Raw genomic sequence first — 25,740 nt, forward strand, 5'->3', positions numbered from 1 at the left:
GTGGGTATCAAAGACACCGCGAAAACAACTTGTACCGGCGTAGAAATGTTCCGCAAACTGCTGGACGAAGGCCGTGCAGGCGAGAACGTCGGTGTTCTGCTGCGTGGTACCAAGCGTGACGAAATCGAACGTGGTCAGGTATTGGCAAAACCCGGTTCAATCAAGCCACACACCACTTTCGAATCAGAAGTTTATATTCTGAGCAAAGACGAAGGCGGCCGTCATACTCCGTTCTTCAAAGGCTACCGCCCACAGTTCTACTTCCGTACAACTGACGTGACCGGGACTATCGAACTGCCAGAAGGCGTAGAAATGGTGATGCCAGGTGATAACATTCAGATGATTGTTACCCTGATTGCACCAATCGCGATGGACCAGGGTCTGCGCTTCGCAATCCGTGAAGGTGGCCGTACAGTAGGTGCTGGTGTTGTTGCTAAAGTCATTGCTTAATAGCTGATCGTATATTTAGTCCTAGAACAAGCTTGAGCTCGGGTTTGTTTTAGAGTAGACACCTGGTGTATTACATCAGGTGTCTGTCGGTTGATGTCTTTAAATATATCCTTTCCTTGAATTGCCTACATGAATCATCTTGGAGTATTTCTTCTAGTCTCTGGTTTTTGACTGTGACAGTTCATAGTTTGTCCTTGGGTATTATCTGCTTGTTCTACCAAGATACTCAGGGTACATCTGTACTTATCACCCATTCGTCATTAAATATGTCAACGTTTGTTCTTATGCTAAGTCCGTTCTCATACAATTAAACATGTGAGTCCTGCAATATCGTAAACAGATGATCCCTCTCCTTCCTTCCAACTATCAGCTCTAGAGCAAGTTGTTGGTGTAGGAAATAGTGTAGTTGCTGTGTCTTTAATATGTGGTTGGTATAGCTAAATTTTATTTAGGATGGAATAAGTTTAATAAAGCTACCAGTAGTGATAAAAGTCTTATCCATCAGAATATTATGCGGATGAGTGAAGCATTTCCACCTGATGAAGGTGAAAGGAAATTTGGAAGAGCGGGATCAGAGAATTAAAATACGAATGATTATTGAAATGATACTCATTATTATTTAATATAAGCTATAATATGTACCAGAGAGTGCTATTTATGTATGTTTGCCTATGTAATGCGGTGAGTGACAAGACAATACGTAACGCGGTGCGTCAGCATCATGTACACTCTATCAGAGAACTAAAACGTATTGTGCCTGTGGGCCGTGACTGTGGTAAATGCATACGCCAAGCCAGAGAGCTAATTAATGAGGAAATTGCACAACGGCCTAAGATAGATAACGTTGCTTGATAAAAAATAAGGTAAGTTTACTACTACTCTGCTGAATAAGTACTACACTTTAGGTACTGGAAGCGGAGGATTAGACTATGAAAGGTGATAAAAAAATAATTGCTCATTTGAACAAACTTCTTGGAAATGAGCTTGTTGCAATTAATCAGTATTTTCTGCACGCCCGGATGTTCAAAAACTGGGGCCTTACCCGTCTTAATGATAAAGAATATCATGAATCTATCGATGAAATGAAACATGCTGATAGGTACATTGAACGTATCCTTTTTCTTGAAGGAATTCCTAATTTGCAGGATTTAGGAAAACTTAACATCGGAGAAGATATTGAAGAGATGCTCAAATCTGACTTGCAACTCGAATTACAAGGAGCTAAAGATTTGAGAGAAGCTATCGCTTATGCTGATTCGATTCATGACTATGTTAGTCGTGATTTGATGATCGATATCTTAGATGAAGAAGAAGAGCACATTGATTGGCTGGAAACTCAGTTTGAATTAATTGAACGAATGGGGATTCAAAATTATACCCAGGCACAGATCCTTGAAGGAGAATAGCCCTGGAAAAATGCCCTATCTACTAAAGTTAGGGCATCTTATTTTGTACTCATTTTATTGCACTCCGAACAGATTTTCATCTGTATCTTGCTTTGCTAATTGATTTGCGTATAATACGCGTGCTTACTTTGAGTAAGTCTGATTTGTAGTCAGTAAATGTGCAGTGTTTTCTTTTCTGTCATTTTAAAATACTCCCGATATGGGGGTTATATATTGAACGATTACACTCTCCCATCAATCGAAATGGGTACGAGGAGTAGTTATTTACGTTTATAAAATAGTTGGAGCTCTGGTCTCATGCAGAACCAAAGAATCCGTATCCGCCTGAAAGCATTTGATCATCGTTTGATCGATCAATCAACTGCGGAAATTGTCGAGACCGCTAAGCGCACTGGTGCGCAGGTTCGTGGTCCGATCCCGCTGCCGACTCGTAAAGAGCGTTTTACCGTTCTGATTTCTCCGCATGTTAATAAAGATGCGCGTGATCAGTACGAAATTCGCACTCATAAGCGTCTGGTTGACATCGTTGAGCCAACCGAGAAAACCGTTGATGCTCTGATGCGTCTGGATCTGGCTGCCGGTGTAGACGTGCAGATCAGCCTGGGTTAATCAGGTCATTGAACGATTGAGAGGTTGAAACAATGATTGGTTTAGTCGGTAAAAAAGTGGGTATGACTCGTATCTTCACTGAAGATGGAGTTTCAATCCCTGTAACTGTTATCGAAATTGAAGATAACCGTGTTACTCAGGTTAAAGATCTGAATAGCGACGGTTATCGTGCAATTCAGGTTACTACTGGTAGCAAAAAAGCTAACCGTGTAAACAAGCCTGAAGCAGGTCATTTCGCTAAAGCTGGCGTCGAAGCTGGCCGTATCCTGCGTGAATTCCGTCTGTCTGAAGACGAAGAATATGCTGTAGGTCAAAGCATTAGCGTTGAAATTTTCGCTGACGTTAAGAAAGTCGACGTTACTGGTACATCTAAAGGTAAAGGTTTTGCTGGTACTGTTAAGCGCTGGAACTTCCGTACCCAAGATGCTAGCCACGGTAACTCTTTGTCTCACCGTGTTCCGGGTTCTATCGGTCAGAACCAAACTCCGGGCAAGGTATTTAAAGGCAAGAAAATGGCAGGCCAACTGGGTAATGAGCGTGTAACCGTTCAAAGCCTGGATGTAGTACGTGTTGACGCTGAGCGCAACCTGCTGCTGGTCAAAGGTGCTGTTCCAGGTGCAACTGGTGGCAACCTGATCGTAAAACCGGCTGTCAAGGCGTAACGTCGAGGAGATAGGAATGGAATTGGTAATGAAAGACGCGCAAGGCGCGCTGACTGTTTCCGAAACTACCTTCGGGCGTGATTTCAATGAAGCGCTTGTGCATCAAGTAGTTGTTGCTTACGCAGCTGGTGCACGTCAAGGTACTCGTGCTCAGAAAACCCGTGCTGAAGTTTCTGGTTCAGGTAAAAAACCATGGCGTCAGAAAGGCACTGGCCGTGCACGCTCTGGTTCTATTAAGAGCCCAATTTGGCGCTCTGGTGGTGTAACTTTCGCAGCTAAGCCACAGGACCACAGTCAAAAAGTTAATAAGAAAATGTACCGCGGTGCTCTGAAAAGCATCCTGTCTGAACTGGTACGTCAAGATCGTCTGATCGTTGTCGAGAGTTTTTCTGTAGAAGCCCCTAAAACTAAGCTTCTAGCTCAGAAACTGAAAGAAATGGCTCTGGAAGATGTGCTGATTATCACTGGTGAAGTTGATGAGAACTTGTTCTTAGCAGCTCGCAACCTGTACAAGGTTGACGTTCGTGATGCAGCTGGTATCGATCCAGTTAGTTTGATCGCCTTCGATAAAGTGGTTATGACTGCTGACGCTGTGAAGCAAGTTGAGGAGATGCTGGCATGATCCGTGAAGAACGTCTGCTGAAAGTACTGCGCGCGCCGCACGTATCTGAAAAAGCTTCTACAGCGATGGAAAAAAGCAATACCATCGTTCTCAAAGTTGCAAAAGACGCGACTAAAGCAGAAATTAAAGCTGCTGTGCAGAAATTGTTTGAAGTCGAAGTTGAAGGTGTTAACACTTTGCTGGTTAAAGGCAAAACTAAACGCCACGGTCAGCGTATTGGTCGTCGTAGCGACTGGAAAAAAGCTTATGTCACTCTGAAGGAAGGCCAGAATATGGACTTCATCGGTGGTGCAGAGTAAGTCGGAGGAGTAAAGAACAATGGCAATTGTTAAATGTAAACCTACGTCTCCGGGCCGTCGCCACGTTGTTAAAGTGGTTAACCCTGAGCTGCATAAGGGTAAGCCTTATGCTCCGTTGCTGGAAAAAAGCAGCAAAACCGGTGGTCGTAACAACAATGGCCGTATTACCACTCGTCACATCGGTGGTGGCCACAAACAGCACTATCGTTTGATTGACTTCAAGCGTAACAAAGATGGTATCCCTGCTGTAGTTGAGCGTTTGGAATATGATCCAAACCGTTCAGCAAACATCGCCCTGGTTCTGTATAAAGACGGTGAACGTCGTTATATTCTTGCGCCTAAAGGCCTGAAAGCTGGTGATCAGATCCAATCTGGTGCTGACGCAGCTATCAAAGCTGGTAATGCATTGCCAATGCGTAATATCCCGGTTGGTTCTACTGTACACAATGTAGAAATGAAGCCGGGTAAAGGCGGTCAGTTGGCTCGTTCCGCTGGTGCATATGTTCAGATCGTTGCTCGTGATGGTTCTTATGTAACCTTGCGTTTGCGCTCTGGTGAAATGCGTAAAGTTCTGTCTGACTGCCGCGCTACTTTAGGTGAAGTTGGTAACGCAGAACATATGCTACGCGTTCTGGGTAAAGCTGGTGCAAGTCGCTGGCGTGGCATTCGTCCTACCGTTCGTGGTACGGCGATGAACCCAGTAGATCACCCACATGGTGGTGGTGAAGGTCGTAACTTTGGTAAACATCCTGTAACTCCTTGGGGTGTGCAAACTAAAGGTAAGAAGACCCGTAGTAATAAACGTACTGATCAGTTCATTGTACGTCGCCGTACTAAAAAATAATTAGAGGATAAGCCATGCCACGTTCTCTCAAGAAAGGTCCATTTATTGACCTGCACTTGCTGAAGAAGGTAGAGAAAGCGGTGGAAAGCGGAGACAAAAAGCCTATTAAGACTTGGTCCCGTCGTTCAACGATCTTTCCTAACATGATCGGTTTGACCATCGCTGTCCATAATGGTCGTCAGCATGTACCAGTTTTTGTTTCCGACGAAATGGTTGGTCACAAACTAGGTGAATTTGCGCCGACTCGTACTTATCGCGGCCATGCGGCCGATAAAAAGGCTAAAAAGCGCTAAGGTAGGAGGAAGAGATGGAAACTATCGCTAAACATCGCCACGCTCGTTCTTCTGCTCAGAAGGTTCGCCTTGTAGCTGACCTGATTCGCGGTAAGAAAGTGTCGCAAGCTCTGGAAACTTTGACCTATACCAACAAGAAAGCTGCTGGTTTAGTGAAGAAGGTACTTGAGTCTGCTATTGCTAATGCAGAACACAACGATGGCGCTGACATTGATGATCTGAAAGTCACAAAGATTTTCGTAGACGAAGGCCCTACCATGAAGCGCATTATGCCTCGTGCGAAAGGTCGTGCAGATCGCATCCTGAAGCGCAGCAGCCACATTACTGTGGTTGTGTCCGATCGCTGAGACTCTGGAGACTAGCAATGGGTCAGAAAGTACATCCTAATGGTATTCGCCTGGGTATCGTCAAACCTTGGAACTCTACCTGGTATGCGAATACCAAAGAATTCGCTGACAACCTGGACAGCGATTTTAAAGTGCGCCAGTACTTGAACAAAGAACTGGCAAAAGCGTCTATTTCACGCATTGTTATTGAACGTCCTGCTAAAAGCATTCGTGTAACTATTCACACTGCTCGCCCAGGTATTGTAATCGGTAAGAAAGGTGAAGACGTAGAAAAACTGCGTAAAACTGTAGCGGAAATCGCTGGTGTGCCTGCGCAAATTAATATCTCTGAAGTGCGTAAGCCTGAGCTGGATGCTAAACTGGTTGCTGATAGTATCACTTCGCAGCTGGAACGTCGTGTTATGTTCCGCCGTGCTATGAAACGTGCAGTTCAGAACGCAATGCGTTTGGGCGCTAAAGGTATTAAAGTGGAAGTAAGTGGCCGTTTGGGCGGTGCTGAAATTGCGCGTACTGAATGGTATCGTGAAGGTCGTGTACCATTGCACACACTGCGTGCAGACATCGACTATAACACTTCAGAAGCGCACACCACTTATGGTGTACTCGGCGTTAAGGTATGGATCTTCAAAGGTGAGATCTTGGGTGGTATGGCTGCTGTTGAACAGGCGGAAAAACCGGCTGCGCAACCTAAAAAGCAGCAGCGTAAAGGCCGCAAGTAAGGAGAGTCGCTGATGTTACAACCAAAGCGTACGAAATTCCGTAAAGTGCATAAAGGCCGTAACCGTGGCCTAGCAGCAGGTGCGGATGTTAGCTTCGGCACTTTCGGTCTGAAAGCTGTGGGCCGTGGTCGTCTGACTGCACGTCAGATTGAAGCGGCACGTCGTGCTATGACCCGTGCAATTAAACGTCAAGGTAAAATCTGGATCCGTGTATTCCCAGACAAGCCTATCACTGAAAAGCCACTCGAAGTGCGTATGGGTAAAGGTAAAGGTAACGTAGAATATTGGGTTGCCTTAATCCAGCCCGGTAAAGTCCTTTATGAAATGGACGGTGTGCCTGAAGAGCTGGCTCGTGAAGCATTCAAGCTGGCAGCAGCGAAACTGCCTATCAAAACCACCTTTGTAACTAAGACGGTGATGTAATGAAAGCACAAGAGCTGCGCGAAAAAAGCGTTGAAGAGCTGAACACTGAGCTGCTGAACCTGTTGCGTGAGCAATTTAACCTGCGTATGCAGGCAGCAAGTGGCCAGCTACAACAGTCTCATCTGTTGAAACAAGTGCGTCGTGATATCGCACGCGTTAAGACTTTACTGACTGAGAAGGCGGGTGCGTAATGACCGATAAAATCCGTACTCTGCAAGGTCGTGTTGTTAGTGACAAAATGGAAAAATCTATTGTTGTTGCTATTGAGCGTAAGGTGAAACATCCTCTGTATGGTAAATTCATCAAGCGTACGACTAAACTGCACGTACATGACGAGAACAATGAATGTGGAATCGGTGATGTAGTGGAAATCCGCGAAACCCGTCCATTGTCCAAAACTAAATCTTGGACTTTAGTTCGCGTTGTAGAGAAAGCGATTCTGTAAGCTGACTCGAATAGAGTAAACGGCTCAGATTATGGGCCGTTTATTTTTTCTATCCATATCTGAGATGTGGTGTTATAATGCCGCGCCCTCATGGTATGGGGTATTTGAACGGCCTCTTCATAATAATGAAGTGGGCTCAGTAGTAGTTGACATTTAGCGGAGCACTAAAATGATCCAAGAACAGACTATGCTGAACGTGGCCGACAACTCCGGTGCACGTCGCGTAATGTGTATCAAGGTTCTGGGTGGCTCGCACCGTCGCTACGCACATGTCGGCGACATCATTAAAATCACCATCAAGGAAGCAATTCCTCGCGGTAAAGTGAAAAAAGGTGATGTCCTGAAAGCGGTAGTGGTGCGCACCAAGAAGGGTGTTCGTCGCCCTGACGGTTCTGTCATTCGCTTCGATGGCAATGCTTGTGTGTTGTTAAACAACACGAGTGAGCAAGTTATCGGTACGCGTATTTTTGGGCCGGTAACTCGTGAACTTCGTAATGAAAAGTTCATGAAAATTATCTCCCTGGCACCGGAAGTACTCTAAGGAGCGGACAATGGCAGCGAAAATCCGTCGTGATGACGAAGTTATCGTGCTGACTGGCAAAGATAAAGGTAAGCGCGGTAAAGTAAAACAGGTTCTTTCTACTGGGAAAGTCATTGTTGAAGGCATTAACTTGGTTAAAAAACATCAGAAGCCTGTTCCGGCGCTGAACCAACCAGGTGGCATCGTTGAAAAAGAAGCTGCAATTCAAGTTTCAAACGTTGCAATCTTCAATGCGGCAACCAGCAAGGCTGACCGTGTAGGTTTTAGATTTGAAGACGGTAAAAAAGTTCGTTTCTTTAAATCTAATAGCGAAACTATCAAGTAATTTGGAGTAATACGATGGCGAAACTGCATGATTACTACAAAGACGAGGTAGTCCAAAAACTGATGGCTCAGTTTGACTACAATTCTGTCATGCAAGTCCCTCGGGTCGAGAAGATCACCCTGAACATGGGTGTTGGTGAAGCGATTGCTGATAAGAAACTGCTGGATAATGCAGCAGCGGATCTAACAGCAATCTCTGGTCAAAAACCATTGATCACCAAAGCACGCAAATCAGTTGCAGGCTTCAAAATCCGTCAGGGCTATCCAATCGGCTGTAAAGTAACCCTGCGTGGTGAACGCATGTGGGAGTTTCTTGAGCGCCTGATTTCTATTGCTGTACCTCGTATCCGTGATTTCCGTGGTTTGTCTGCGAAGTCATTTGATGGTCGTGGTAATTACAGCATGGGTGTACGTGAGCAAATCATCTTCCCTGAAATCGATTATGATAAAGTGGATCGTGTTCGTGGCTTAGATATTACTATCACCACAACTGCGAAATCTGATGATGAAGGCCGCGCACTGTTGGCTGCTTTTAACTTCCCGTTCCGCAAGTAAGGCAGGGTATTCATGGCTAAGCAATCAATGAAAGCACGTGATGTGAAACGTGTGAAATTAGCTGAAAAATTCTTCACTAAGCGTGTAGAACTGAAAGCTATCATTTCTGATGTGAATGCATCTGATGAAGAGCGTTGGAATGCTGTTCTTAAGCTGCAAACACTGCCACGTGATTCCAGCCCTGCTCGTCAGCGTAATCGCTGTCGTCAAACTGGGCGTCCGCATGGATTTTTGCGGAAGTTTGGGTTGAGCCGAATTAAAGTCCGTGAAGCCGCTATGCGCGGTGAAATTCCGGGCCTTAAGAAGGCTAGCTGGTAATTGTCACCAATTGAATCACGGGAGTAAAGACAGATGAGCATGCAAGATCCCATCGCGGATATGCTGACCCGTATCCGTAACGGTCAGGCCGCGAATAAAGTTGCGGTCACCATGCCTTCCTCTAAGCTGAAAGTGGCAATTGCCAAAGTGCTGAAGGAAGAAGGTTATATTGAAGATTTTAAAATTGAAGGCGACACCAAGCCAGAACTGGAATTAGTACTGAAGTACTTCCAGGGTAAGGCTGTCGTAGAAAGTATTCAGCGTGTAAGCCGTCCAAGTCTGCGCATCTATAAGAAAAAAGATGAGCTGCCACAAGTTATGGCTGGTTTAGGTATTGCTGTTGTTTCTACCTCTAAAGGTGTAATGACTGATCGTGCAGCTCGCCAAGCAGGTCTTGGTGGCGAGATTCTCTGCTACGTAGCTTAATTCGGGAGGAAAGAATGTCTCGTGTTGCAAAAGCACCCGTCGTCATTCCTGCCGGCGTAGAGGTAAAACTCAACGGTCAGGTTATTTCGATTAAGGGTAAAAACGGCGAGCTGAGTCGTACAATCCACAGCGCAGTTGAGGTTAATCATGCAGATAACCAACTAACCTTCGCTCCACGCGATGGTTATGTTGATGGTTGGGCACAGGCGGGTACGACTCGTTCTTTGCTGAATGCTATGGTTATTGGTGTTACCGAAGGCTTCACTAAGAAGCTTCAACTGGTAGGTGTTGGTTATCGTGCAGCAGTCAAAGGCAATGTTGTTAACATGTCTCTGGGCTTCTCACATCCAGTTGACCACGAACTGCCAGTAGGCATTACTGCAGAATGTCCGTCACAAACTGAAATCGTACTGAAAGGTGCTGATAAGCAGGTAATCGGTCAGGTTGCGGCAGAACTGCGTGCCTATCGTCGTCCTGAGCCTTATAAAGGTAAGGGTGTTCGTTACGCCGACGAAGTCGTGCGTATCAAAGAGGCTAAGAAGAAGTAAGGTAACACTATGGATAAGAAAGCAGCTCGTATCCGTCGTGCGACCCGCGCACGCCGCAAGCTCCAGGAACTGGGTGCAACTCGCCTGGTGGTACATCGTACCCCACGCCATATTTATGCGCAGGTTATCGCACCAAACGGTTCTGAAACTTTGGTGGCAGCTTCTACTACAGAAAAAGCTATCAATGAGCAACTGAAATACACTGGAAATAAAGAAGCAGCAGCAGCAGTTGGTAAAGCAATTGCTGAACGCGCGCTGGAGAAAGGTATCAAAGATGTATCCTTTGACCGTTCTGGTTTCCAATATCATGGTCGAGTCCAGGCACTGGCAGATGCTGCCCGTGAAGCTGGCCTTCAGTTCTAAGGTAGAGGTGTAAGATGGCTCACATCGAAAAACAAGCTGGCGAACTGCAGGAAAAGCTGATCGCGGTAAACCGCGTATCTAAAACCGTAAAAGGTGGCCGGATTTTCAGCTTTACCGCACTGACTGTTGTAGGTGATGGTAATGGTCGCGTTGGTTTTGGCTACGGCAAAGCACGCGAAGTTCCGGCAGCAATCCAGAAAGCGATGGAAAAAGCCCGTCGCAATATGAAAACCGTCGCACTAAACAGCGGCACTCTGCATCATCCAGTGAAAGGTGCACACACCGGTTCCCGCGTGTTCATGCAACCTGCTCACGAAGGTACTGGTATCATCGCAGGCGGTGCTATGCGTGCTGTTTTGGAAGTGGCTGGTGTTCATAACGTACTGGCTAAAACCTATGGTTCCACTAACCCTATCAATGTGGTTCGTGCAACTCTGGATGCTTTAGACAGCATGAAGTCTCCAGAAATGGTCGCAGCTAAGCGTGGTAAATCCGTCGAAGAAATTCTGGGGTAATGGCCATGGCTAAGACTATTAAAGTAACACAAATTCGTAGTTCAATCGGCCGCCTGCCTAAACATAAGGCAACTTTGGTTGGTTTAGGTCTGCGTCGTATCGGTCATACAGTAGAGCGCGAAGATACTCCTGCTATACGTGGTATGATTAACTTGGTTTCCTATATGGTTAAAGTTGAGGAGTAACAGATGCGCTTAAATACTCTGTCTCCGGCTGAAGGTGCCAAGCATGCGCCTAAACGTGTAGGTCGTGGTATTGGTTCTGGCTTGGGTAAAACTGGTGGCCGTGGTCACAAAGGTCAGAAATCTCGTTCTGGCGGTGGCGTACGTCGCGGTTTTGAAGGTGGTCAGATGCCTTTATATCGTCGTTTGCCAAAATTTGGCTTCACTTCACGTAAGGCAATGATTACAGCAGAAGTTCGTCTGTCTGACTTTGCCGCCGTTGAAGGCGATGTTATCGATCTGAATGCACTGAAAGCCGCTAACATCGTTGGCACTCAAATGGAATTCGCGAAAGTTATGCTTTCTGGCGAAATCAAACGCGCAGTAACTGTGCGTGGCCTTCGTGTTACTAAAGGCGCTCGTGCAGCAATTGAAGCTGCCGGCGGTAAAATTGAGGAATAAGTAACAGATGGCTAAACAACCAGGATTAGATTTTCAAAGCGCTAAAGGTGGACTGGGCGAACTGAAACGCAGACTGTTGTTTGTTATTGGAGCGCTGATTGTTTTCCGTATTGGTTCTTTTATTCCTATCCCTGGTATTGATGCCACTGTGCTTGCCAAATTGCTCGAACAGCAAAGGGGCACCATCATTGAAATGTTTAACATGTTCTCTGGTGGTGCTTTAAGTCGTGCTTCTATCTTTGCGCTGGGGATAATGCCGTATATTTCTGCGTCTATTATTATTCAGTTGCTAACGGTGGTTCATCCAACGTTGGCCGAGATTAAGAAGGAAGGAGAAGCTGGCCGTCGTAAGATTAGCCAGTATACTCGCTATGGTACTTTAGTGCTGGCTATATTCCAGTCAATCGGTATTGCTACTGGTTTGCCGAATATGCCAGGAATGCAGGGGCTGGTGATTAACCCAGGGTTTGCTTTCTACTTCACGGCTGTTGTGAGCCTAGTTACTGGGACTATGTTCCTGATGTGGTTGGGTGAACAGATTACTGAGCGTGGTATTGGAAACGGTATCTCTATCATAATCTTTGCTGGTATTGTTGCGGGTTTGCCGCCGGCCATCGGCCATACCATTGAGCAAGCTCGGCAAGGCGATCTGCACTTCCTCCTGTTGCTGTTGGTTGCAGTATTAGTGTTTGCAGTAACTTTCTTCGTTGTTTTCATGGAGCGTGGTCAACGACGTATCGTTGTTAACTATGCGAAACGTCAACAAGGTCGCCGAGTTTATGCTGCACAGAGCACACATTTACCGTTGAAAGTGAATATGGCTGGGGTTATCCCTGCGATTTTCGCTTCCAGCATTATTCTGTTCCCTGGTACCATAGCTTCTTGGTTTGGGGGTGGAACGGGTTGGAACTGGCTGACTACTATTTCAATGTACTTGCAGCCTGGTCAACCGCTTTATGTGTTACTCTACGCGTCTGCAATCATCTTCTTCTGTTTCTTTTATACAGCGTTGGTTTTTAACCCGAGAGAAACAGCAGATAACCTGAAGAAGTCCGGTGCATTTGTACCAGGAATTCGTCCGGGAGAGCAAACGGCCAAGTACATTGATAAGGTAATGACACGCCTGACTTTAGTTGGTGCGATGTATATCACTTTTATCTGCTTAATCCCGGAGTTCATGCGTGATGCGATGAAGGTACCATTTTATTTTGGTGGTACTTCGCTACTTATAGTAGTTGTGGTTATCATGGACTTTATGGCTCAAGTGCAAACTCTGATGATGTCAAGTCAGTATGAGTCTGCATTGAAGAAGGCAAACCTTAAAGGTTATAACCGCTGATTGGTTTGCTTGAGAAGTTACGGAGAGTAAAAATGAAAGTTCGTGCTTCCGTCAAGAAATTATGTCGCAACTGCAAAATCGTTAAGCGTAACGGTGTCGTTCGTGTGATTTGTAGTGCAGAGCCTAAGCATAAACAACGCCAAGGCTGATAAAATAGCATATTTTTCTTGCAAAGTCGGTTTGAGCTGGCTAAATTAGCCAGCCAATCTTTTTATATCACAGCAACATTGTTTGAGTATCCTGAAAACGGGCTTTTCAGAATGGTGTTGCCGTAAATAATTGTAGGAGTGCATAGTGGCCCGTATAGCAGGCATTAACATTCCTGATCAGAAGCATACCGTAATCGCTTTAACATCGATCTACGGAATCGGCAAAACTCGCTCCCAAGCCATTTGTGCTGCAGCGGGTATTGCTGAACATGTTAAGATCAGTGAGCTGTCTGAAGAGCAAATTGACAAGCTGCGTGACGAAGTTGCCAAATACGTTGTAGAAGGTGATCTGCGTCGTGAAGTAACCCTGAGCATCAAACGTCTGATGGATCTTGGTACTTATCGTGGTTTACGTCACCGTCGTGGTCTACCGGTTCGCGGTCAGCGTACTAAGACCAATGCACGTACCCGTAAGGGTCCACGTAAGCCGATCAAGAAATAATCGGGGTATTGTATAATGGCAAAAGCACCTATTCGTGCACGTAAGCGTGTAAGAAAGCAAGTCTCTGACGGTGTGGCTCATATCCATGCTTCTTTCAACAACACCATCGTGACCATTACTGACCGTCAAGGTAACGCTCTGGGTTGGGCAACTGCGGGTGGTTCCGGTTTCCGTGGTTCTCGTAAATCTACTCCGTTTGCGGCTCAGGTTGCAGCAGAGCGCTGTGCTGAAGCAGTGAAAGAATACGGAATTAAGAACCTGGAAGTTATGGTTAAAGGACCTGGTCCTGGCCGCGAGTCAACTATCCGAGCGTTAAATGCGGCAGGTTTCCGCATCACTAACATTACTGATGTGACTCCGATCCCTCATAACGGTTGTCGTCCACCTAAAAAACGTCGCGTTTAATAGCGTTTATTTTTTTAGGTTTGTTGGAGAAAGAAAATGGCAAGATATTTGGGTCCTAAGCTCAAGCTGAGCCGTCGCGAGGGTACAGACCTATTTCTGAAGTCTGGCGTTCGCGCGATTGACACCAAGTGTAAATTGGAACAACCACCTGGACAGCATGGCGCACGTAAACCGCGTCTGTCTGACTACGGTGTACAGTTACGTGAAAAACAAAAAGTTCGCCGTATTTATGGTGTTCTAGAACGTCAATTCCGTAATTATTATAAAGAAGCAACTCGTCTGAAAGGCAATACAGGTGAGAACCTGCTGAGTTTGCTGGAAGGTCGTCTGGACAACGTTGTTTACCGTATGGGTTTTGGCGCGACTCGTGCTGAATCACGCCAAATGGTAAGCCATAAGGCTATCATGGTAAATGGTCGCGTTGTTAACATCGCTTCTTATCAGGTATCCCCGAATGACGTAGTCAGTGTTCGCGAAAAATCGAAAAAGCAGTCTCGTATCAAGGCGGCTTTAGAGCTGGCTGAGCAGCGTGAGAAACCAACTTGGTTGGAGGTTGATGCTGCGAAGATGGAAGGTGTGTTCAAACGTACTCCAGAACGTACCGATCTGTCCGCTGACATCAACGAACACCTGATCGTCGAGCTTTACTCTAAGTAAAGCTTAGCACCAAAGAGAGGACACAATGCAGGGTTCTGTGACAGAGTTTCTAAAACCGCGCCTGGTTGATATCGAGCAAGTCAGTTCGACGCACGCCAAGGTGACCCTTGAGCCTTTAGAGCGTGGCTTTGGTCATACTCTAGGCAACGCACTGCGCCGTATTCTGCTTTCGTCTATGCCGGGTTGTGCGGTGACTGAGGTTGAGATTGATGGTGTACTGCATGAGTACAGCACCAAAGAAGGTGTACAGGAAGATATCCTGGAGATTCTCCTCAACCTGAAAGGGCTGGCGGTAAGAGTTCAGGGCAAAGATGAAGTTATTCTTACCTTGAATAAGTCTGGCATTGGCCCTGTGACTGCAGCCGACATTATCCATGACGGAGATGTCGAAATCGTCAAGCCGCAACATGTAATCTGCCACCTGACTGACGAAACTGCTTCTATAAGCATGCGCATTAAAGTTCAGCGTGGTCGGGGTTATGTGCCGGCTTCTGCCCGGATTCATTCGGAAGAAGATGAGCGCCCTATTGGTCGTTTGTTAGTAGACGCTTGTTATAGCCCAGTAGAGCGTATTGCCTACAATGTTGAAGCAGCGCGTGTAGAACAACGCACCGATTTGGACAAGTTGGTTATCGAGATGGAAACTAACGGTACAATCGATCCTGAAGAGGCGATTCGCCGTGCAGCTACTATTTTGGCTGAACAGCTGGAAGCTTTTGTTGATTTACGTGATGTACGTCAGCCAGAAGTAAAAGAGGAGAAGCCAGAGTTTGATCCGATCCTGCTGCGCCCTGTTGACGATCTGGAATTGACTGTCCGCTCTGCTAACTGTCTTAAGGCAGAAGCTATCCACTACATCGGTGATTTGGTACAGCGTACCGAGGTTGAGTTGCTTAAGACACCTAACCTGGGTAAAAAATCTCTTACGGAGATTAAAGACGTACTGGCTTCACGTGGCTTATCTCTAGGCATGCGCTTGGAAAACTGGCCACCAGCAAGTATTGCTGATGAATAACTAGATCACAGGTTAAGGTTTTACTGAGAAGGATAAGGTCATGCGCCATCGTAAGAGTGGTCGTCAATTGAACCGCAACAGCAGCCATCGCCAAGCTATGTTTCGCAACATGGCAGGTTCTTTGGTCCGTCATGAAATCATCAAGACGACTCTGCCTAAAGCGAAAGAACTGCGTCGCGTCGTTGAGCCGCTGATTACTCTTGCCAAGACCGACAGCGTAGCTAATCGTCGTCTGGCATTCGCCCGTACTCGTGATAACGAAATCGTGGCAAAACTGTTTAATGAGCTGGGCCCGCGTTTTGCGAGCCGCGCAGGTGGTTACACTCGTATTCTTAAGTGTGGCTTCCGTGCTGGTGACAATGCTCCGATGGCATACATCGAGCTCGTTGACCGTGCTGTTGAGCCTCAAACAGAAGTTGCGACTGCAGAGTAATCTGTAGGGGCATATAAAAGAACCGGGTTTATCCCGGTTTTTTTATATCTGTATATCTGAATTTCTCACTTATTTCTTTCCATCCTGTTATGCTGATATCTCAAACAGTGTGTTTATTGTAGGAGATATGAAGATGTATCGTATTGGCCAACTGGCTAAATTAGCGAATGTGACCCCTGATACAGTGCGTTTTTATGAAAAACAAGGAATGATGGAACATCAGAACCGTACCGAGGGGGGATATAGGCTTTATACAGAGCAAGATCTACAGCGCCTTCGGTTTATACGTTATGCCAAGCAATTGGGGTTAACCTTGGAAGCTATCACAGAATTATTGTCTATTCGTGTAGATCCAGATCATCATACTTGTGAAGAGTCGAAGCAAATTGTCGATTCTAGATTGATGGAAGTAGAGGAAAAACTTCTTGAAATGCTAAAAGTGCGTGATTCACTTAAGATGTTAAGTGATGCTTGTTGTGGAAGTTCTCATATAAGTACTTATTGCTCTATTCTTGAAACTTTAGAACAAGGAGCTTTAAATAAGGAATAAGTAATTTTTCTTTATTATGGAAGATTCAGCGAGTACAATTGCTATGTTTTTAGATCAATTAATATGATAGAGGAATATGATGATTACATATCACCATAAAAAAGGCGTAATAAAGGATAATGCTATTGAAGCTCTACTACGTGATCCATTATTCAAACAACGAATTGAGAAAAATAAAAAAGGGAAAGGAAGCTACCAAAGGAAAGGAAAGCATAACAAGGTAAGTAACTGGGAGGCCAGTGGTAAGGGATCGTTAGATTTATTACCACTGGCCTTTTAGTTTTGATAGGTTTATTTTTATTCTTGCAGTAAACTATGGGTTCTATTAATTATTTTTTAGTAGTTGAGAGATATTGGTATAGATTCAATTTCTTTTTTACTATACGATTTATTCGTTTTATTGTGCAAATAATAGTCGCTGACGGCCCGATATTTTTCAAGATTATATCAATAATAATGTTAGCAGTTGGATTGGTAAAATTGCCTGTCATGGTAAATTTACCAATGGCTTCAAAAAGCTCACCACGTTCTTTTAATCGTCATGTTAATTAAAGTGTGTCAAGTTGTGTCAGTTATTGTGTTTGAATTATATGACTGATAGATAATTATTTTTTGATTCCTAAAGGAAAAAAGGGCTTGGTTGGAATAGTCTTTCTACTTCGGGAACAAATTTTTTATCTGTAATAAACATAATTACATGATCTCCTTGTTCGATTACACTGTAATCATGAGCAATAATTACTTCGTCGCCGCGAGCTATTGCTCCAATTGTAGTACCTGGTGGCAATTTAATATCACCTACAACTCGGCCGACAACCTTTGACGTGTTTTCATCTCCATGAGCAATTGCTTCGATAGCTTCCGCTACTCCACGACGTAATGAGGAAACGCTTACGATATCTGCTTTACGAACATGACCTAGTAGAGCTGAAATAGTTGCTTGCTGTGGAGAGATTGCAATATCAATAACACCTCCTTGTACTAAATCGACATATGCACTACGCTGAATGAGAACCATGGCTTTTTTGGCTCCCATGCGTTTGGCAAGCATTGCAGACATGATATTTGCTTCGTCATCGTTGGTTAGGGCAATGAATACATCTACCTGTTCTATATGTTCTTCGGCTAATAGCTCTTGGTCAGATGCATCCCCATAGAAAACAATGGTGTCGTGTAATAATTCGGCTAGTTCTGTGGCTCGTTGCTGATTTCGTTCAATTAATTTAACTCTGTAATCTTTTTCGAGACGTAGGGCAAGTCCGGCGCCAATATTGCCACCACCAACGATCATAAGACGCTTGTAAGGTTTTTCTAAGCGTTGAAGCTCGCTCATTACAGCACGAATATGTTGTGATGCAGCCACAAAGAAAACCTCGTCACCAGCTTCAATGATTGTAGAGCCTTGTGGTTTTATTGGTCGATCTTGGCGAAATATGGCAGCAACTCTGGTATTAATATGTGGCATGTGTTCACGAAGTGAAGAAAGTGCATTTCCTACAAGTGAACCTCCGTAATAAGCTTTTACTGCAACAATACTTACTCTACCTTCGGCAAAGTTAACAACCTGCAAAGCGCCAGGATACTGAATTAGTTTATAAATATAATCTATGACGAGTTGTTCTGGTGAAATAAGATAATCAATAGGAATGTCGTTAGGGAGAAAAAGCTTATCTGATTCACGGATATACTCTGCTGCGCGTATTCGTGCAACTTTATTTGGTGTATTAAATAAGGAATAAGCAATCTGGCATGCAATCATGTTAGTTTCGTCAGAATTAGTTACAGCAATTAACATATCAGCATCTTCAGCACCAGCTTCTCTTAATACTCTGGGATGAGAACCATGACCATTGACTACTCTGAGGTCGAATTTATCCTGTAGTTGGTGCAGGCGGTTGGGATCTGTGTCGACTATAGTAATATCGTTATTTTCACCTACTAGATTTTCAGCTAATGTACCACCAACTTGACCTGCACCAAGAATAATTATTTTCATAGTATTCTCTAACTTGTTAGAAACAGATAATTATCTTTATAAATTGTGGAGATATATTACTGTTTAATTAATCGAGCGTAAAAGAAACCATCACCACCATTGAATTCAGGTATTATTTGTTTTCCTGGGTTATCACTTGTCTCTGTTCCCGATAGTTTGGCATCTGGGTGGCGTTTTAAAAATGAGCTGATTTGCTGGCTATTTTCATCTGGCAAAATAGAACAGGTTGCATATACTAATGCCCCACCTTTCTTTAAATATGGCCAGATTGCATCAATAATCTCAGATTGTAATTGAACTAATTGAGCAATATCTTCTTCGCGGCGTAACCATTTGATATCAGGGTGGCGACGGATTACTCCTGTTGCTGAACAAGGTGCATCCAGAAGGATACGATCGAATTGCTGGCCTTCTGCCCAATATTCAGGGTGGCGTCCATCACCGGTTTTTACTGTTGCATGGCAATTAAGGCGCTGGAGATTTTCTTTTACTCGTTTTATCCTGTTTTTATCAATATCTATAGCTAATACTTTGGCTTTTGGCGCTATTTCTAGGATATGTGTTGTTTTCCCTCCTGGTGCGGCACAAAGATCGAGAATTTTCTCTCCATTGATTGGTTGTAATAATTCGGCACACCCTTGTGCGGATACATCCTGAATAGTCACCCAACCTTTATCAAATCCAGGTAATATTGTTACCGGGCAGGGGAAAATTACACGGATAGCAGAAGGTAATTCGATAGCTGGTTCCGCATCAATTCCGGCTTTATGAAGAAGAGAAAGATATTCATCTCGACTATGGTATATTCGATTAACTCTCAACCACATAGGCGGTTTCTTGTTATTATTTTCAATAAGTTGCTGCCATTCTTGCGGATAGGCTTTTTGGATTTTAGCTAATAACCATTTAGGATGTAAGTGATTGCTGGGACTATTTTGTGAACGCTCCATTAATTGTAGTTGCTGCCTCTGAAACTGGCGAAGGACACCATTAATCAATCCTTTTAGCTGAGGATATTTCAGAGTTACGGCTCCATTTACTGTTTCAGCAAGTGCTGCATGAGCTGGGATACGGGTATAGGTAAGTTGGTATATGCCAACCATAAGCAGGTAATGAAGAATACGTTGCTTACCTTTTAATGGTTTTTCCATTAATTGGCTTATTATCCATTCTAACTGAGGTAATACACGTAATACCCCGAAAGATAACTCCTGTAACAAAGATTTATCTTTATCAGTTATATTTCGTTGAAGTTCAGGCAATATCGTACTGAGAGATTGCCCTTGGTCCAGAACTTGATTGATTGCTTTTACGGCGATACTTCGTAGATTATATGTATTTTTCATAGTTAAAAAGGCTGACAAAAATCAGTATTAAGAGAAAGTTTGTGAGAAAGAGTTTACATAGAATAGTATTCAGTTGATTTTATTACCTGGCGTAAACCACTCACGTTTGGAGTTAAGCAGATCTGCGGCTGACATTGCTTTTTTACCAGCAGGTTGTAATTGCGTGATATTCAAAATTCCATCGGCAGTGGCAATATGAATACCTTTTTTGTCTGCTTTTAAGATAGTTCCTGGTTCTACCGAAATTTGTTCTTCAATGGCTTCTGCTTTCCAGATTTTAACAGGTTGCCCTTCCATCTCGAAAAAGCTCATGGGCCAAGGATTAAATGCACGAATGCAACGTTCAAGATGGGTTGCAGATAGTTCCCAATTTATTTTGGCTTCTTCTTTGCTTAGTTTTTCAGCGTAGGTAACCAACTTTTCACTTTGAGTTTCAGGCTGATTGTTACCTGATGTTATTAATGATAATGTTTTAAGTAGTGCATCTGGCCCAATATTGGTCAGTTTTTCGTATAAACTGGCACTAGTATCTTCAAGTGTAATAGGACAGCTTGCTTTATATAGCATATCGCCAGTATCAAGGCCTACATCCATTTGCATGATCGTTACACCTGTTTCCGTGTCACCAGCCCAAAGTGAACGTTGAATTGGTGCTGCACCACGCCAACGTGGTAATAGAGAGCCGTGTACGTTCAGACAACCTAATCTTGGAATATCTAAAACAGCCTTAGGGAGGATTAATCCATAGGCTACAACTATGAGAACATCAGGTTGTTGTTTAAGAATCCATTGTTGGTTTTCTTCTGAACGTAAAGTGGCTGGCTGAAAAACAGTAATGTTATGTTCTTCTGCCAGTACTTTTACAGGACTGGGTGTCAGTTTTTTACCTCTTCCGGCTGGTCTGTCTGGTCGCGTTAGAACGCCAACTATCTCATGCTGAGACGTTAATAAAGCCTCTAAATGGCGTGCCGCAAAGTCAGGTGTTCCGGCAAAAACAATACGTAAAGAATCAGACACGTTTATTTCCTGTATTAATATAATTTATTTGGTTCGGGCTTTTTGTTTATCCAGCTTTTCTACTTTCTGGCGTATACGCTGGCGTTTCAGTGGAGATAAGTAATCCACAAAAAGCTTACCAATTAAATGATCCATCTCGTGCTGAATACAAATAGCTAGTAAGCCATCAGTTTGTAATTCAAATGATTGACCATTGTAATCTAAGGCTCTGATTTTGATTTTTTCAGCTCGTGGCACTAATGCTCGCTGCTCAGGAATAGACAAACAGCCTTCTTCAATCCCAGTATTACCACTTTTTTCCAGTAACTCTGGATTTATCAGCACAAGGCGTTCATTACGAGTTTCCGATACGTCAATAACGACAATACGCTGATGAATATCAACTTGTGTTGCTGCCAGGCCAATGCCTTCCTCTACGTACATAGTTTCAAACATATCATCAATGATACGTTGAATCTCCGCATTAACTTCTTTAACAGGCGTTGCAATAGTGCGAAGCCGCTCGTTTGGGTAATGTAATACTTGTAATACTGGCATATATGTTTAGATCTATGTCCAAAATGTGAATGGTATTTTATGTCTATTCTAGACATTTCCCATTTAGATTGACAGTATTGATTGCCAATTGAGCAGTTTGGTTTTGTCCGTCAATCTCAGTCAGGATGACAATATGGAAGCTATGGAAATATGGTTGCGAATGAAGATGATCTCTCATTTAGCAACAGAAAAAGCAGCAAATATTACAGAGAAATTATTGCATGCTGGGAATCGTTATCTCACCGTGCTTAAAGAGAGTGGATTAACGTCAGCACAATGTTTGCAATTTACTAAAGCCAATAAAACCTTGCTAGCTTCATGCTTAAAATGGCTGGAGCAGCCGGAACACCATTTATTGACATATTCTCACCCGTTGTATCCACCTCTATTAAAGCAGATACATACCCCACCTCTTGCGCTTTTTGTGTCAGGGAAATCAGATCTTCTTTTAAAGAAGCAGGTGGCGATGGTAGGGAGCAGGGCAGCAAGCTATTATGGCGAGAAATGGGGAAAAATTTTTGCAGGTGAATTGGTTGGACATGGGTTAGTTATTACTAGTGGTTTAGCTATTGGTATTGATGGTATTTGTCACCGATCTGCGCTGGATAGTGATGGTCAAACAATAGCTGTATTAGGTAGCGGTCTTGGTCAGATTTATCCTTATAGACACGGATTATTAGCAAAGCAAATAGAGGAGGGGGGAGCCCTTGTTTCTGAATTTTTTCCGGAGACTCCTCCACGTGCAAAAAACTTCCCTAAAAGAAACAGGATTATCAGTGGATTAAGTTCGGCAGTTATTGTTGTAGAAGCGAGTCAAAACAGCGGTTCATTAATTACAGCTCGTTGTGCTCTTGAACAGGGAAGGGATGTATTTGCATTACCAGGGTTTTTGGGGAGCTCAGTCAGTGAAGGGAATCACTGGTTGATAAAACAGGGAGCATATCTGGCTACAAATGTAATGGATATTGTGGAACATGTTTACAGTTCACTACAATGGTTACATATGGAAAGAACAAAGGAAGAAGTAAAACCCCAGTTTGAGCAAACTGAGTTGCCATTTGCTGATGTGCTGGTTAACGTAGGTGATGAAATAACGCCAGTTGATATTATTGCGCAACGCTCTGCATTACCTATAGCTGAGGTAATGACAAAGCTCCTTGAACTAGAATTATTAGGTAAGGTGGCGGTGGTTGCTGGTGGTTATGTGCGCGTGAGTTAGTTATACCCGTTATCTTTCAAGTGGCCTCTTTGTTGGCTGCACTCGCTCACCCCGGTCACATAGTTCGCTATGCTCCCGGGGATTCGCTCCCTTGCCGTCGCGATGCATCTTGAAATCTATAGGGTATAACTGAATACTCAAAGTCTTGCTTAGTGTCATATAAGTATAAATTTCAAGTGAAAATGGTATGGCAAAAATGGTTCCTTTCTCCACTAATGAAACTGAATATTGTCCTGAATGTGGCTCTGTTTTGGTTATCCGTAATGGCATTCATGGCCCATTTTTTGGATGTTTTAGTTATCCATTATGTCAATATATTCGCTCATTAAAAGGGCAAAGTAACGGCCATGTGGTAAAAGAGCTTGAAGGGCAGTTATGTCCTGTATGTGGAGCTAATTTAGTTTTACGTCAAGGGCGTTATGGCATGTTCATTGGTTGCAGTCGTTATCCTGAATGCGAACATACGGCACTGATTGATAAACCGGATGAGACGTCGATAGCCTGCCCCCAATGCAAAAAAGGGCAATTACTCCAAAGAAAATCACGTTTCGGAAAAATTTTTCACGCGTGTAACCGTTACCCCAACTGCCAGTTTGTATTAAATAATAAGCCAGTTGTTGGTGAATGTGTGTTTTGTTTCTATCCGTTATTGATGGAGAAACGCACATCACAAGGTACAAAGTTGTTTTGTGCTAGTAAGTTGTGTGGAAAACAGCAAATAAATTAAACTGAGTAATAAAATGAGTAATGAAGCATCACCTGTATTTGAAAAAGTATTAACTTCGCTAAAAGCGGAAAAAGTTATTGCTTATCCAACTGAAGCTGTTTTTGGGCTTGGATGTGATCCTGATAGTGAAAAAGGGGTAAATGAACTGCTTACATTAAAGAAGCGCCCGTGGCAAAAAGGGTTGATTCTTATTGCAGATAATTATAGACAATTACAGCCATATCTTGATGATAAACTTCTAACAAAAGACCAAAAAGAAGTTATATTTGCTTGTTGGCCTGGGCCTGTAACCTGGGTGATCCCTGCAAAAGCTGGTACAGCTAAATGGTTGACTGGGCAATTTTCCACGTTGGCTGTCAGAGTTAGTGATCATCCTTTGGTGAAACAGTTATGTACTTTTTATGGAAAACCATTGGTATCGACCAGTGCAAATTTAAATGGTCTTGAACCATGCCGAACAGCAGAAGAAGTCAGACAACAGTTTGGGGATAAACTTTCTGTGTTAGATGGTGATGTTGGAGGGAGGAAGAATCCTTCAGAAATTCGGGACGCTTTAACTGGTGAGCTTTATCGTCAAGGGTAGAATAAATATGAATCAATTCGCTGTCTTTGGTAATCCTGTTACACACAGTAAATCACCCCGTATCCATCAGTTATTTGCTGATCAAACAGGTATTGCGCATTGTTATGGGAAGATTTTAGCACCAATAGGTAAATTTGAAGAGACATTGGATATGTTTCTTCAACAGGGGGGAGGAGGAGCTAATGTTACTGTGCCATTTAAAGAGCAGGCATTTATCAGGGCAAATGAATTGACTGAGCGGGCAAGACTCAGTGGTGCAGTCAATACCTTGAAATTATTAGGTAATAATCAATTGCTTGGTGATAACACGGATGGTATAGGATTGTTAGCAGATTTGATACGGCTTGAGTTTATTACTCAGGGGCAGCATATTTTAATAATTGGGGCTGGTGGTGGTGCCAGAGGTATTTTATCTCCATTATTAGAATTTGGTTGTGATATTACAATTACAAACCGAACGTTCAGTCGTACCATCCAGATCGCTAATAATTTTTCGCCAATAGGTAACATTCGGCCCGTTGAGATGAAAACACTTGATAGCCCTGAGTTTGATCTTATTATCAATGCGACTGCATCCGGTATTAATGGTGAGGTTCCTGCGATATCTCCATTAATATTTAATGAAAATTGTGTCTGTTATGACATGTTTTATCAGGCTAATTTGACGCCTTTCATTTCCTTTGCTAGAAAACATGGTGTTTCTCGTTATGCTGATGGATTAGGGATGTTAGTAGGACAGGCCGCTCATTCATTTAAATTATGGCATGGTGTACTGCCAGAAATTGCACCTGTACTGTTAACATTGGAACAGGAGTTACATTCGTGAATCAATCTATCCAGTTTCCTGATAGAGAAGAGTGGGATGAACAACAGCAGATAGTCATTTTTCCCGCGTTGGTAAATGGGTCATTGGTTCACTGTACTATGAGGGCTAGGGATCTTTTATACCGTTATGGGGAAGATCATCATCCATTAAATCTTTTCCGGCAAAATCGTTGGGATCTTGAAGAGGAATTCGAATCGTTAATCAATAACGGGGATGATGATCATTTAGGACGTTATATGTTACCTTCTTGCAGGTAGTCATTTTTACAGCAGACATAATTGCTTGCTGAATAATATAATATTTTTAATTCTTCAGGTTTTAGTTTTCTGACCCGACGGGCAGGGCTACCGACATAAAGGTATCCACTTTCTAATGTCTTTCCTGGAGCGATCAAGCTGCCTGCTCCAATAATAACGTCATCTTCAATAACTGAACCATCAAGTAGGATGGAGCCCATACCGATGAGCACTCGATTACCAATAGTACAACCATGGAGTATAGCTTTATGCCCGATGGTGACATCATTCCCAACAATTAAAGGAAAACCATCGGGATTATCAACAGATTTGTGTGTTACATGTAATACAGAGCCATCTTGGATGTTAGTACGTGTGCCAATAGATACGTAATTAACGTCGCCACGAATGACAACTAAAGGCCATATGCTGACATCATCAGCAAGTCTGACATCACCAATGATCACACTAGACGGATCTAACATAACTTTCTGACCAATTTTAGGTTGAGTACCAAGGTAACTGCGCAACACTCCAGACATATATACCTCTAATGAAGAAATGGAGATCTTTTATTCTTAACGGGATCCTAGTGAGGAAAACATTAGTATGCAATGGAAAAAGCTTATTGATCTTGGCTGTTATCGCCTAAATTCAACCCAAAAAGAGCAAGAAGCAACCTGTTGGCGATAAATCTAAAAAAAAGTGTTGTGTAAAAATCTGGGTTCCCTATAATGCGCCACCACTGACCGACACAACGCTGATAAACATTGTGAGGTCAGGCAGAGAGAAAGCGAATAAGCGCTTGACTCTGCGGGCGAAAAGCGTAGTATACGCAGCCCGGCTGAACCAGAATATTAATTTTTAGTTC

General features: G+C 43.5%; 43 protein-coding genes. 38 read left to right on the forward strand and 5 right to left on the reverse strand.

All coding sequences use genetic code 11. The features are described from left to right. The 33 genes from ACGF63_RS20370 to ACGF63_RS20530 all read left to right on the forward strand — a co-directional run. Positions 1–450 (forward strand): EF-Tu/IF-2/RF-3 family GTPase (locus tag ACGF63_RS20370; protein WP_387632128.1); only part of this gene is annotated, 450 nt, incomplete at its 5' end. 657 nt (positions 451–1,107) lie between these two features. Continuing rightward, a complete protein-coding gene (gene bfd, locus ACGF63_RS20375; protein ID WP_132356030.1) occupies positions 1,108–1,302 on the forward strand; it encodes a bacterioferritin-associated ferredoxin in 195 nt (64 codons plus the stop codon). A gap of 77 nt (positions 1,303–1,379) precedes the next feature. Beyond that, positions 1,380–1,856, forward strand: a complete 477-nt coding sequence (bfr, locus tag ACGF63_RS20380; protein WP_036841114.1) for a bacterioferritin — start codon at positions 1,380–1,382, stop codon at positions 1,854–1,856. Positions 1,857–2,153: 297 nt separating this feature from the next. Next, complete coding sequence (rpsJ, locus tag ACGF63_RS20385; protein WP_001181005.1) at positions 2,154–2,465, forward strand: 30S ribosomal protein S10; 312 nt, start codon at positions 2,154–2,156, stop codon at positions 2,463–2,465. Between the two features lie 32 nt (positions 2,466–2,497). Beyond that, complete coding sequence (rplC, locus tag ACGF63_RS20390) at positions 2,498–3,127, forward strand: 50S ribosomal protein L3 (RefSeq protein WP_387632880.1); 630 nt, start codon at positions 2,498–2,500, stop codon at positions 3,125–3,127. A gap of 16 nt (positions 3,128–3,143) precedes the next feature. After that, positions 3,144–3,749 carry a 50S ribosomal protein L4 gene (rplD, locus tag ACGF63_RS20395; RefSeq protein ID WP_036850358.1) on the forward strand — a complete coding sequence of 202 codons (606 nt, stop codon included), beginning with the start codon at positions 3,144–3,146 and terminating at the stop codon, positions 3,747–3,749. Further along, a complete protein-coding gene (rplW, locus tag ACGF63_RS20400) occupies positions 3,746–4,048 on the forward strand; it encodes a 50S ribosomal protein L23 (protein ID WP_021322796.1) in 303 nt (100 codons plus the stop codon). Before rplD ends, rplW begins: the two co-directional genes overlap by 4 nt. 19 nt (positions 4,049–4,067) lie before the next feature. After that, complete coding sequence (gene rplB / locus ACGF63_RS20405; protein ID WP_021322795.1) at positions 4,068–4,892, forward strand: 50S ribosomal protein L2; 825 nt, start codon at positions 4,068–4,070, stop codon at positions 4,890–4,892. Positions 4,893–4,906: 14 nt separating this feature from the next. Further along, the gene (gene rpsS / locus ACGF63_RS20410; RefSeq protein WP_011148791.1) at positions 4,907–5,185 is read left to right on the forward strand and encodes a 30S ribosomal protein S19; all 279 of its coding nucleotides are present in this window, start codon (positions 4,907–4,909) and stop codon (positions 5,183–5,185) included. 14 nt (positions 5,186–5,199) lie between these two features. Then, positions 5,200–5,532 (forward strand): 50S ribosomal protein L22, encoded by a 333-nt coding sequence (gene rplV / locus ACGF63_RS20415; RefSeq protein WP_011148790.1) that lies wholly within the window; start codon positions 5,200–5,202, stop codon positions 5,530–5,532. Between the two features lie 17 nt (positions 5,533–5,549). Next, positions 5,550–6,251, forward strand: a complete 702-nt coding sequence (rpsC, locus tag ACGF63_RS20420; protein WP_015836279.1) for a 30S ribosomal protein S3 — start codon at positions 5,550–5,552, stop codon at positions 6,249–6,251. A gap of 12 nt (positions 6,252–6,263) precedes the next feature. Next, positions 6,264–6,674, forward strand: a complete 411-nt coding sequence (rplP, locus tag ACGF63_RS20425; protein WP_012990491.1) for a 50S ribosomal protein L16 — start codon at positions 6,264–6,266, stop codon at positions 6,672–6,674. Further along, positions 6,674–6,865, forward strand: coding sequence for a 50S ribosomal protein L29 (gene rpmC / locus ACGF63_RS20430; protein WP_021322794.1), 192 nt, complete (start codon positions 6,674–6,676; stop codon positions 6,863–6,865). Before rplP ends, rpmC begins: the two co-directional genes overlap by 1 nt. Then, a complete protein-coding gene (rpsQ, locus tag ACGF63_RS20435) occupies positions 6,865–7,119 on the forward strand; it encodes a 30S ribosomal protein S17 (protein ID WP_011148786.1) in 255 nt (84 codons plus the stop codon). The genes rpmC and rpsQ overlap by 1 nt, the downstream gene beginning before the upstream one ends. Before the next feature lie 169 nt (positions 7,120–7,288). Next, entirely contained in the window at positions 7,289–7,660 is a 372-nt protein-coding gene (gene rplN / locus ACGF63_RS20440; protein ID WP_015836277.1) for a 50S ribosomal protein L14, read from the forward strand. A 10-nt stretch (positions 7,661–7,670) separates the two neighbouring features. Next, positions 7,671–7,985, forward strand: coding sequence for a 50S ribosomal protein L24 (gene rplX / locus ACGF63_RS20445; RefSeq protein ID WP_132356032.1), 315 nt, complete (start codon positions 7,671–7,673; stop codon positions 7,983–7,985). A 14-nt stretch (positions 7,986–7,999) separates the two neighbouring features. Beyond that, complete coding sequence (rplE, locus tag ACGF63_RS20450) at positions 8,000–8,539, forward strand: 50S ribosomal protein L5 (protein ID WP_021322792.1); 540 nt, start codon at positions 8,000–8,002, stop codon at positions 8,537–8,539. A gap of 12 nt (positions 8,540–8,551) precedes the next feature. Next, positions 8,552–8,857 (forward strand): 30S ribosomal protein S14, encoded by a 306-nt coding sequence (gene rpsN, locus ACGF63_RS20455; protein WP_132356033.1) that lies wholly within the window; start codon positions 8,552–8,554, stop codon positions 8,855–8,857. Positions 8,858–8,890: 33 nt separating this feature from the next. Further along, a complete protein-coding gene (gene rpsH / locus ACGF63_RS20460) occupies positions 8,891–9,283 on the forward strand; it encodes a 30S ribosomal protein S8 (protein WP_021322790.1) in 393 nt (130 codons plus the stop codon). 14 nt (positions 9,284–9,297) lie between these two features. Continuing rightward, entirely contained in the window at positions 9,298–9,831 is a 534-nt protein-coding gene (gene rplF, locus ACGF63_RS20465; RefSeq protein ID WP_118987767.1) for a 50S ribosomal protein L6, read from the forward strand. A 9-nt stretch (positions 9,832–9,840) separates the two neighbouring features. Further along, positions 9,841–10,194: a 50S ribosomal protein L18 gene (gene rplR / locus ACGF63_RS20470; protein ID WP_011148779.1), complete on the forward strand. Its 354-nt coding sequence runs from the start codon at positions 9,841–9,843 to the stop codon at positions 10,192–10,194. Positions 10,195–10,208: 14 nt separating this feature from the next. After that, the gene (rpsE, locus tag ACGF63_RS20475) at positions 10,209–10,709 is read left to right on the forward strand and encodes a 30S ribosomal protein S5 (RefSeq protein ID WP_054480936.1); all 501 of its coding nucleotides are present in this window, start codon (positions 10,209–10,211) and stop codon (positions 10,707–10,709) included. Between the two features lie 5 nt (positions 10,710–10,714). Continuing rightward, the gene (rpmD, locus tag ACGF63_RS20480) at positions 10,715–10,894 is read left to right on the forward strand and encodes a 50S ribosomal protein L30 (protein WP_011148777.1); all 180 of its coding nucleotides are present in this window, start codon (positions 10,715–10,717) and stop codon (positions 10,892–10,894) included. Between the two features lie 3 nt (positions 10,895–10,897). Then, complete coding sequence (gene rplO, locus ACGF63_RS20485; protein WP_036850368.1) at positions 10,898–11,332, forward strand: 50S ribosomal protein L15; 435 nt, start codon at positions 10,898–10,900, stop codon at positions 11,330–11,332. Between the two features lie 7 nt (positions 11,333–11,339). After that, on the forward strand, positions 11,340–12,671 hold the full coding sequence (gene secY, locus ACGF63_RS20490; RefSeq protein WP_011148775.1) for a preprotein translocase subunit SecY: 1,332 nt from the start codon (positions 11,340–11,342) through the stop codon (positions 12,669–12,671). Positions 12,672–12,703: 32 nt separating this feature from the next. Further along, on the forward strand, positions 12,704–12,820 hold the full coding sequence (gene rpmJ / locus ACGF63_RS20495) for a 50S ribosomal protein L36 (protein WP_002227352.1): 117 nt from the start codon (positions 12,704–12,706) through the stop codon (positions 12,818–12,820). 145 nt (positions 12,821–12,965) lie between these two features. Next, entirely contained in the window at positions 12,966–13,322 is a 357-nt protein-coding gene (rpsM, locus tag ACGF63_RS20500) for a 30S ribosomal protein S13 (protein ID WP_011148774.1), read from the forward strand. Positions 13,323–13,337: 15 nt separating this feature from the next. Beyond that, on the forward strand, positions 13,338–13,727 hold the full coding sequence (gene rpsK, locus ACGF63_RS20505; protein WP_002919257.1) for a 30S ribosomal protein S11: 390 nt from the start codon (positions 13,338–13,340) through the stop codon (positions 13,725–13,727). A 36-nt stretch (positions 13,728–13,763) separates the two neighbouring features. After that, positions 13,764–14,384 (forward strand): 30S ribosomal protein S4, encoded by a 621-nt coding sequence (gene rpsD, locus ACGF63_RS20510; RefSeq protein ID WP_023043907.1) that lies wholly within the window; start codon positions 13,764–13,766, stop codon positions 14,382–14,384. A 25-nt stretch (positions 14,385–14,409) separates the two neighbouring features. Then, a complete protein-coding gene (locus ACGF63_RS20515; protein WP_011148772.1) occupies positions 14,410–15,399 on the forward strand; it encodes a DNA-directed RNA polymerase subunit alpha in 990 nt (329 codons plus the stop codon). 40 nt (positions 15,400–15,439) lie between these two features. Continuing rightward, positions 15,440–15,832, forward strand: coding sequence for a 50S ribosomal protein L17 (gene rplQ / locus ACGF63_RS20520; protein ID WP_021322783.1), 393 nt, complete (start codon positions 15,440–15,442; stop codon positions 15,830–15,832). Between the two features lie 133 nt (positions 15,833–15,965). Further along, entirely contained in the window at positions 15,966–16,382 is a 417-nt protein-coding gene (gene zntR, locus ACGF63_RS20525; protein WP_036850371.1) for a Zn(2+)-responsive transcriptional regulator, read from the forward strand. A gap of 79 nt (positions 16,383–16,461) precedes the next feature. Continuing rightward, positions 16,462–16,662 (forward strand): alternative ribosome-rescue factor A, encoded by a 201-nt coding sequence (locus tag ACGF63_RS20530; RefSeq protein ID WP_036850373.1) that lies wholly within the window; start codon positions 16,462–16,464, stop codon positions 16,660–16,662. A gap of 339 nt (positions 16,663–17,001) precedes the next feature. Here the strand turns inward: ACGF63_RS20530 and trkA are convergent, their stop codons facing one another. The 4 genes from trkA to def all read right to left on the reverse strand — a co-directional run bounded on the left by trkA (position 17,002) and on the right by def (position 21,278). Continuing rightward, a complete protein-coding gene (gene trkA / locus ACGF63_RS20535) occupies positions 17,002–18,378 on the reverse strand; it encodes a Trk system potassium transporter TrkA (protein WP_036850376.1) in 1,377 nt (458 codons plus the stop codon). Positions 18,379–18,434: 56 nt separating this feature from the next. After that, the gene (rsmB, locus tag ACGF63_RS20540; protein WP_387632882.1) at positions 18,435–19,724 is read right to left on the reverse strand and encodes a 16S rRNA (cytosine(967)-C(5))-methyltransferase RsmB; all 1,290 of its coding nucleotides are present in this window, start codon (positions 19,722–19,724) and stop codon (positions 18,435–18,437) included. Positions 19,725–19,793: 69 nt separating this feature from the next. Then, on the reverse strand, positions 19,794–20,741 hold the full coding sequence (fmt, locus tag ACGF63_RS20545; protein ID WP_036850381.1) for a methionyl-tRNA formyltransferase: 948 nt from the start codon (positions 20,739–20,741) through the stop codon (positions 19,794–19,796). A gap of 24 nt (positions 20,742–20,765) precedes the next feature. Beyond that, positions 20,766–21,278, reverse strand: coding sequence for a peptide deformylase (gene def / locus ACGF63_RS20550; protein WP_152964213.1), 513 nt, complete (start codon positions 21,276–21,278; stop codon positions 20,766–20,768). Positions 21,279–21,411: 133 nt separating this feature from the next. Here def and dprA point away from each other — a divergent pair, with 133 nt between their 5' ends. From dprA to ACGF63_RS20575, 5 genes are all read left to right on the forward strand, one after another. Beyond that, on the forward strand, positions 21,412–22,497 hold the full coding sequence (gene dprA / locus ACGF63_RS20555; RefSeq protein ID WP_387632884.1) for a DNA-protecting protein DprA: 1,086 nt from the start codon (positions 21,412–21,414) through the stop codon (positions 22,495–22,497). A 187-nt stretch (positions 22,498–22,684) separates the two neighbouring features. Further along, entirely contained in the window at positions 22,685–23,224 is a 540-nt protein-coding gene (locus tag ACGF63_RS20560) for a topoisomerase DNA-binding C4 zinc finger domain-containing protein (RefSeq protein ID WP_036850390.1), read from the forward strand. A 13-nt stretch (positions 23,225–23,237) separates the two neighbouring features. Next, the gene (tsaC, locus tag ACGF63_RS20565; RefSeq protein ID WP_387632886.1) at positions 23,238–23,807 is read left to right on the forward strand and encodes an L-threonylcarbamoyladenylate synthase type 1 TsaC; all 570 of its coding nucleotides are present in this window, start codon (positions 23,238–23,240) and stop codon (positions 23,805–23,807) included. A 7-nt stretch (positions 23,808–23,814) separates the two neighbouring features. Further along, positions 23,815–24,633 carry a shikimate dehydrogenase gene (gene aroE, locus ACGF63_RS20570; RefSeq protein ID WP_387632888.1) on the forward strand — a complete coding sequence of 273 codons (819 nt, stop codon included), beginning with the start codon at positions 23,815–23,817 and terminating at the stop codon, positions 24,631–24,633. Beyond that, positions 24,630–24,890 (forward strand): DUF1488 domain-containing protein, encoded by a 261-nt coding sequence (locus ACGF63_RS20575; protein WP_036850399.1) that lies wholly within the window; start codon positions 24,630–24,632, stop codon positions 24,888–24,890. The genes aroE and ACGF63_RS20575 overlap by 4 nt, the downstream gene beginning before the upstream one ends. Here ACGF63_RS20575 and ACGF63_RS20580 read toward each other — a convergent pair. Beyond that, positions 24,866–25,411 carry a gamma carbonic anhydrase family protein gene (locus tag ACGF63_RS20580; RefSeq protein WP_036850402.1) on the reverse strand — a complete coding sequence of 182 codons (546 nt, stop codon included), beginning with the start codon at positions 25,409–25,411 and terminating at the stop codon, positions 24,866–24,868. The genes ACGF63_RS20575 and ACGF63_RS20580 overlap by 25 nt on opposite strands. Positions 25,412–25,740 lie beyond the last annotated feature (329 nt).

Origin of the sequence: Photorhabdus sp. RM322S (genome assembly GCF_042879395.1) — a bacterium.
Classification (GTDB): Bacteria; Pseudomonadota; Gammaproteobacteria; order Enterobacterales; family Enterobacteriaceae; genus Photorhabdus; species Photorhabdus khanii.

Bases quoted from the DNA above. Each gene is read 5' to 3' on its own strand.
- bfd (WP_132356030.1), top strand. From the start codon at position 1,108: ATGTATGTTTGCCTATGTAATGCGGTGAGTGACAAGACAATACGTAAC.
- bfr (WP_036841114.1), top strand. From the start codon at position 1,380: ATGAAAGGTGATAAAAAAATAATTGCTCATTTGAACAAACTTCTTGGA.
- rpsJ (WP_001181005.1), top strand. From the start codon at position 2,154: ATGCAGAACCAAAGAATCCGTATCCGCCTGAAAGCATTTGATCATCGT.
- rplC (WP_387632880.1), top strand. From the start codon at position 2,498: ATGATTGGTTTAGTCGGTAAAAAAGTGGGTATGACTCGTATCTTCACT.
- rplD (WP_036850358.1), top strand. From the start codon at position 3,144: ATGGAATTGGTAATGAAAGACGCGCAAGGCGCGCTGACTGTTTCCGAA.
- rplW (WP_021322796.1), top strand. From the start codon at position 3,746: ATGATCCGTGAAGAACGTCTGCTGAAAGTACTGCGCGCGCCGCACGTA.
- rplB (WP_021322795.1), top strand. From the start codon at position 4,068: ATGGCAATTGTTAAATGTAAACCTACGTCTCCGGGCCGTCGCCACGTT.
- rpsS (WP_011148791.1), top strand. From the start codon at position 4,907: ATGCCACGTTCTCTCAAGAAAGGTCCATTTATTGACCTGCACTTGCTG.
- rplV (WP_011148790.1), top strand. From the start codon at position 5,200: ATGGAAACTATCGCTAAACATCGCCACGCTCGTTCTTCTGCTCAGAAG.
- rpsC (WP_015836279.1), top strand. From the start codon at position 5,550: ATGGGTCAGAAAGTACATCCTAATGGTATTCGCCTGGGTATCGTCAAA.
- rplP (WP_012990491.1), top strand. From the start codon at position 6,264: ATGTTACAACCAAAGCGTACGAAATTCCGTAAAGTGCATAAAGGCCGT.
- rpmC (WP_021322794.1), top strand. From the start codon at position 6,674: ATGAAAGCACAAGAGCTGCGCGAAAAAAGCGTTGAAGAGCTGAACACT.
- rpsQ (WP_011148786.1), top strand. From the start codon at position 6,865: ATGACCGATAAAATCCGTACTCTGCAAGGTCGTGTTGTTAGTGACAAA.
- rplN (WP_015836277.1), top strand. From the start codon at position 7,289: ATGATCCAAGAACAGACTATGCTGAACGTGGCCGACAACTCCGGTGCA.
- rplX (WP_132356032.1), top strand. From the start codon at position 7,671: ATGGCAGCGAAAATCCGTCGTGATGACGAAGTTATCGTGCTGACTGGC.
- rplE (WP_021322792.1), top strand. From the start codon at position 8,000: ATGGCGAAACTGCATGATTACTACAAAGACGAGGTAGTCCAAAAACTG.
- rpsN (WP_132356033.1), top strand. From the start codon at position 8,552: ATGGCTAAGCAATCAATGAAAGCACGTGATGTGAAACGTGTGAAATTA.
- rpsH (WP_021322790.1), top strand. From the start codon at position 8,891: ATGAGCATGCAAGATCCCATCGCGGATATGCTGACCCGTATCCGTAAC.
- rplF (WP_118987767.1), top strand. From the start codon at position 9,298: ATGTCTCGTGTTGCAAAAGCACCCGTCGTCATTCCTGCCGGCGTAGAG.
- rplR (WP_011148779.1), top strand. From the start codon at position 9,841: ATGGATAAGAAAGCAGCTCGTATCCGTCGTGCGACCCGCGCACGCCGC.
- rpsE (WP_054480936.1), top strand. From the start codon at position 10,209: ATGGCTCACATCGAAAAACAAGCTGGCGAACTGCAGGAAAAGCTGATC.
- rpmD (WP_011148777.1), top strand. From the start codon at position 10,715: ATGGCTAAGACTATTAAAGTAACACAAATTCGTAGTTCAATCGGCCGC.
- rplO (WP_036850368.1), top strand. From the start codon at position 10,898: ATGCGCTTAAATACTCTGTCTCCGGCTGAAGGTGCCAAGCATGCGCCT.
- secY (WP_011148775.1), top strand. From the start codon at position 11,340: ATGGCTAAACAACCAGGATTAGATTTTCAAAGCGCTAAAGGTGGACTG.
- rpmJ (WP_002227352.1), top strand. From the start codon at position 12,704: ATGAAAGTTCGTGCTTCCGTCAAGAAATTATGTCGCAACTGCAAAATC.
- rpsK (WP_002919257.1), top strand. From the start codon at position 13,338: ATGGCAAAAGCACCTATTCGTGCACGTAAGCGTGTAAGAAAGCAAGTC.
- rpsD (WP_023043907.1), top strand. From the start codon at position 13,764: ATGGCAAGATATTTGGGTCCTAAGCTCAAGCTGAGCCGTCGCGAGGGT.
- ACGF63_RS20515 (WP_011148772.1), top strand. From the start codon at position 14,410: ATGCAGGGTTCTGTGACAGAGTTTCTAAAACCGCGCCTGGTTGATATC.
- rplQ (WP_021322783.1), top strand. From the start codon at position 15,440: ATGCGCCATCGTAAGAGTGGTCGTCAATTGAACCGCAACAGCAGCCAT.
- zntR (WP_036850371.1), top strand. From the start codon at position 15,966: ATGTATCGTATTGGCCAACTGGCTAAATTAGCGAATGTGACCCCTGAT.
- ACGF63_RS20530 (WP_036850373.1), top strand. From the start codon at position 16,462: ATGATTACATATCACCATAAAAAAGGCGTAATAAAGGATAATGCTATT.
- trkA (WP_036850376.1), bottom strand. From the start codon at position 18,378: ATGAAAATAATTATTCTTGGTGCAGGTCAAGTTGGTGGTACATTAGCT.
- rsmB (WP_387632882.1), bottom strand. From the start codon at position 19,724: ATGAAAAATACATATAATCTACGAAGTATCGCCGTAAAAGCAATCAAT.
- def (WP_152964213.1), bottom strand. From the start codon at position 21,278: ATGCCAGTATTACAAGTATTACATTACCCAAACGAGCGGCTTCGCACT.
- dprA (WP_387632884.1), top strand. From the start codon at position 21,412: ATGGAAGCTATGGAAATATGGTTGCGAATGAAGATGATCTCTCATTTA.
- ACGF63_RS20560 (WP_036850390.1), top strand. From the start codon at position 22,685: ATGGCAAAAATGGTTCCTTTCTCCACTAATGAAACTGAATATTGTCCT.
- tsaC (WP_387632886.1), top strand. From the start codon at position 23,238: ATGAGTAATGAAGCATCACCTGTATTTGAAAAAGTATTAACTTCGCTA.
- aroE (WP_387632888.1), top strand. From the start codon at position 23,815: ATGAATCAATTCGCTGTCTTTGGTAATCCTGTTACACACAGTAAATCA.
- ACGF63_RS20580 (WP_036850402.1), bottom strand. From the start codon at position 25,411: ATGTCTGGAGTGTTGCGCAGTTACCTTGGTACTCAACCTAAAATTGGT.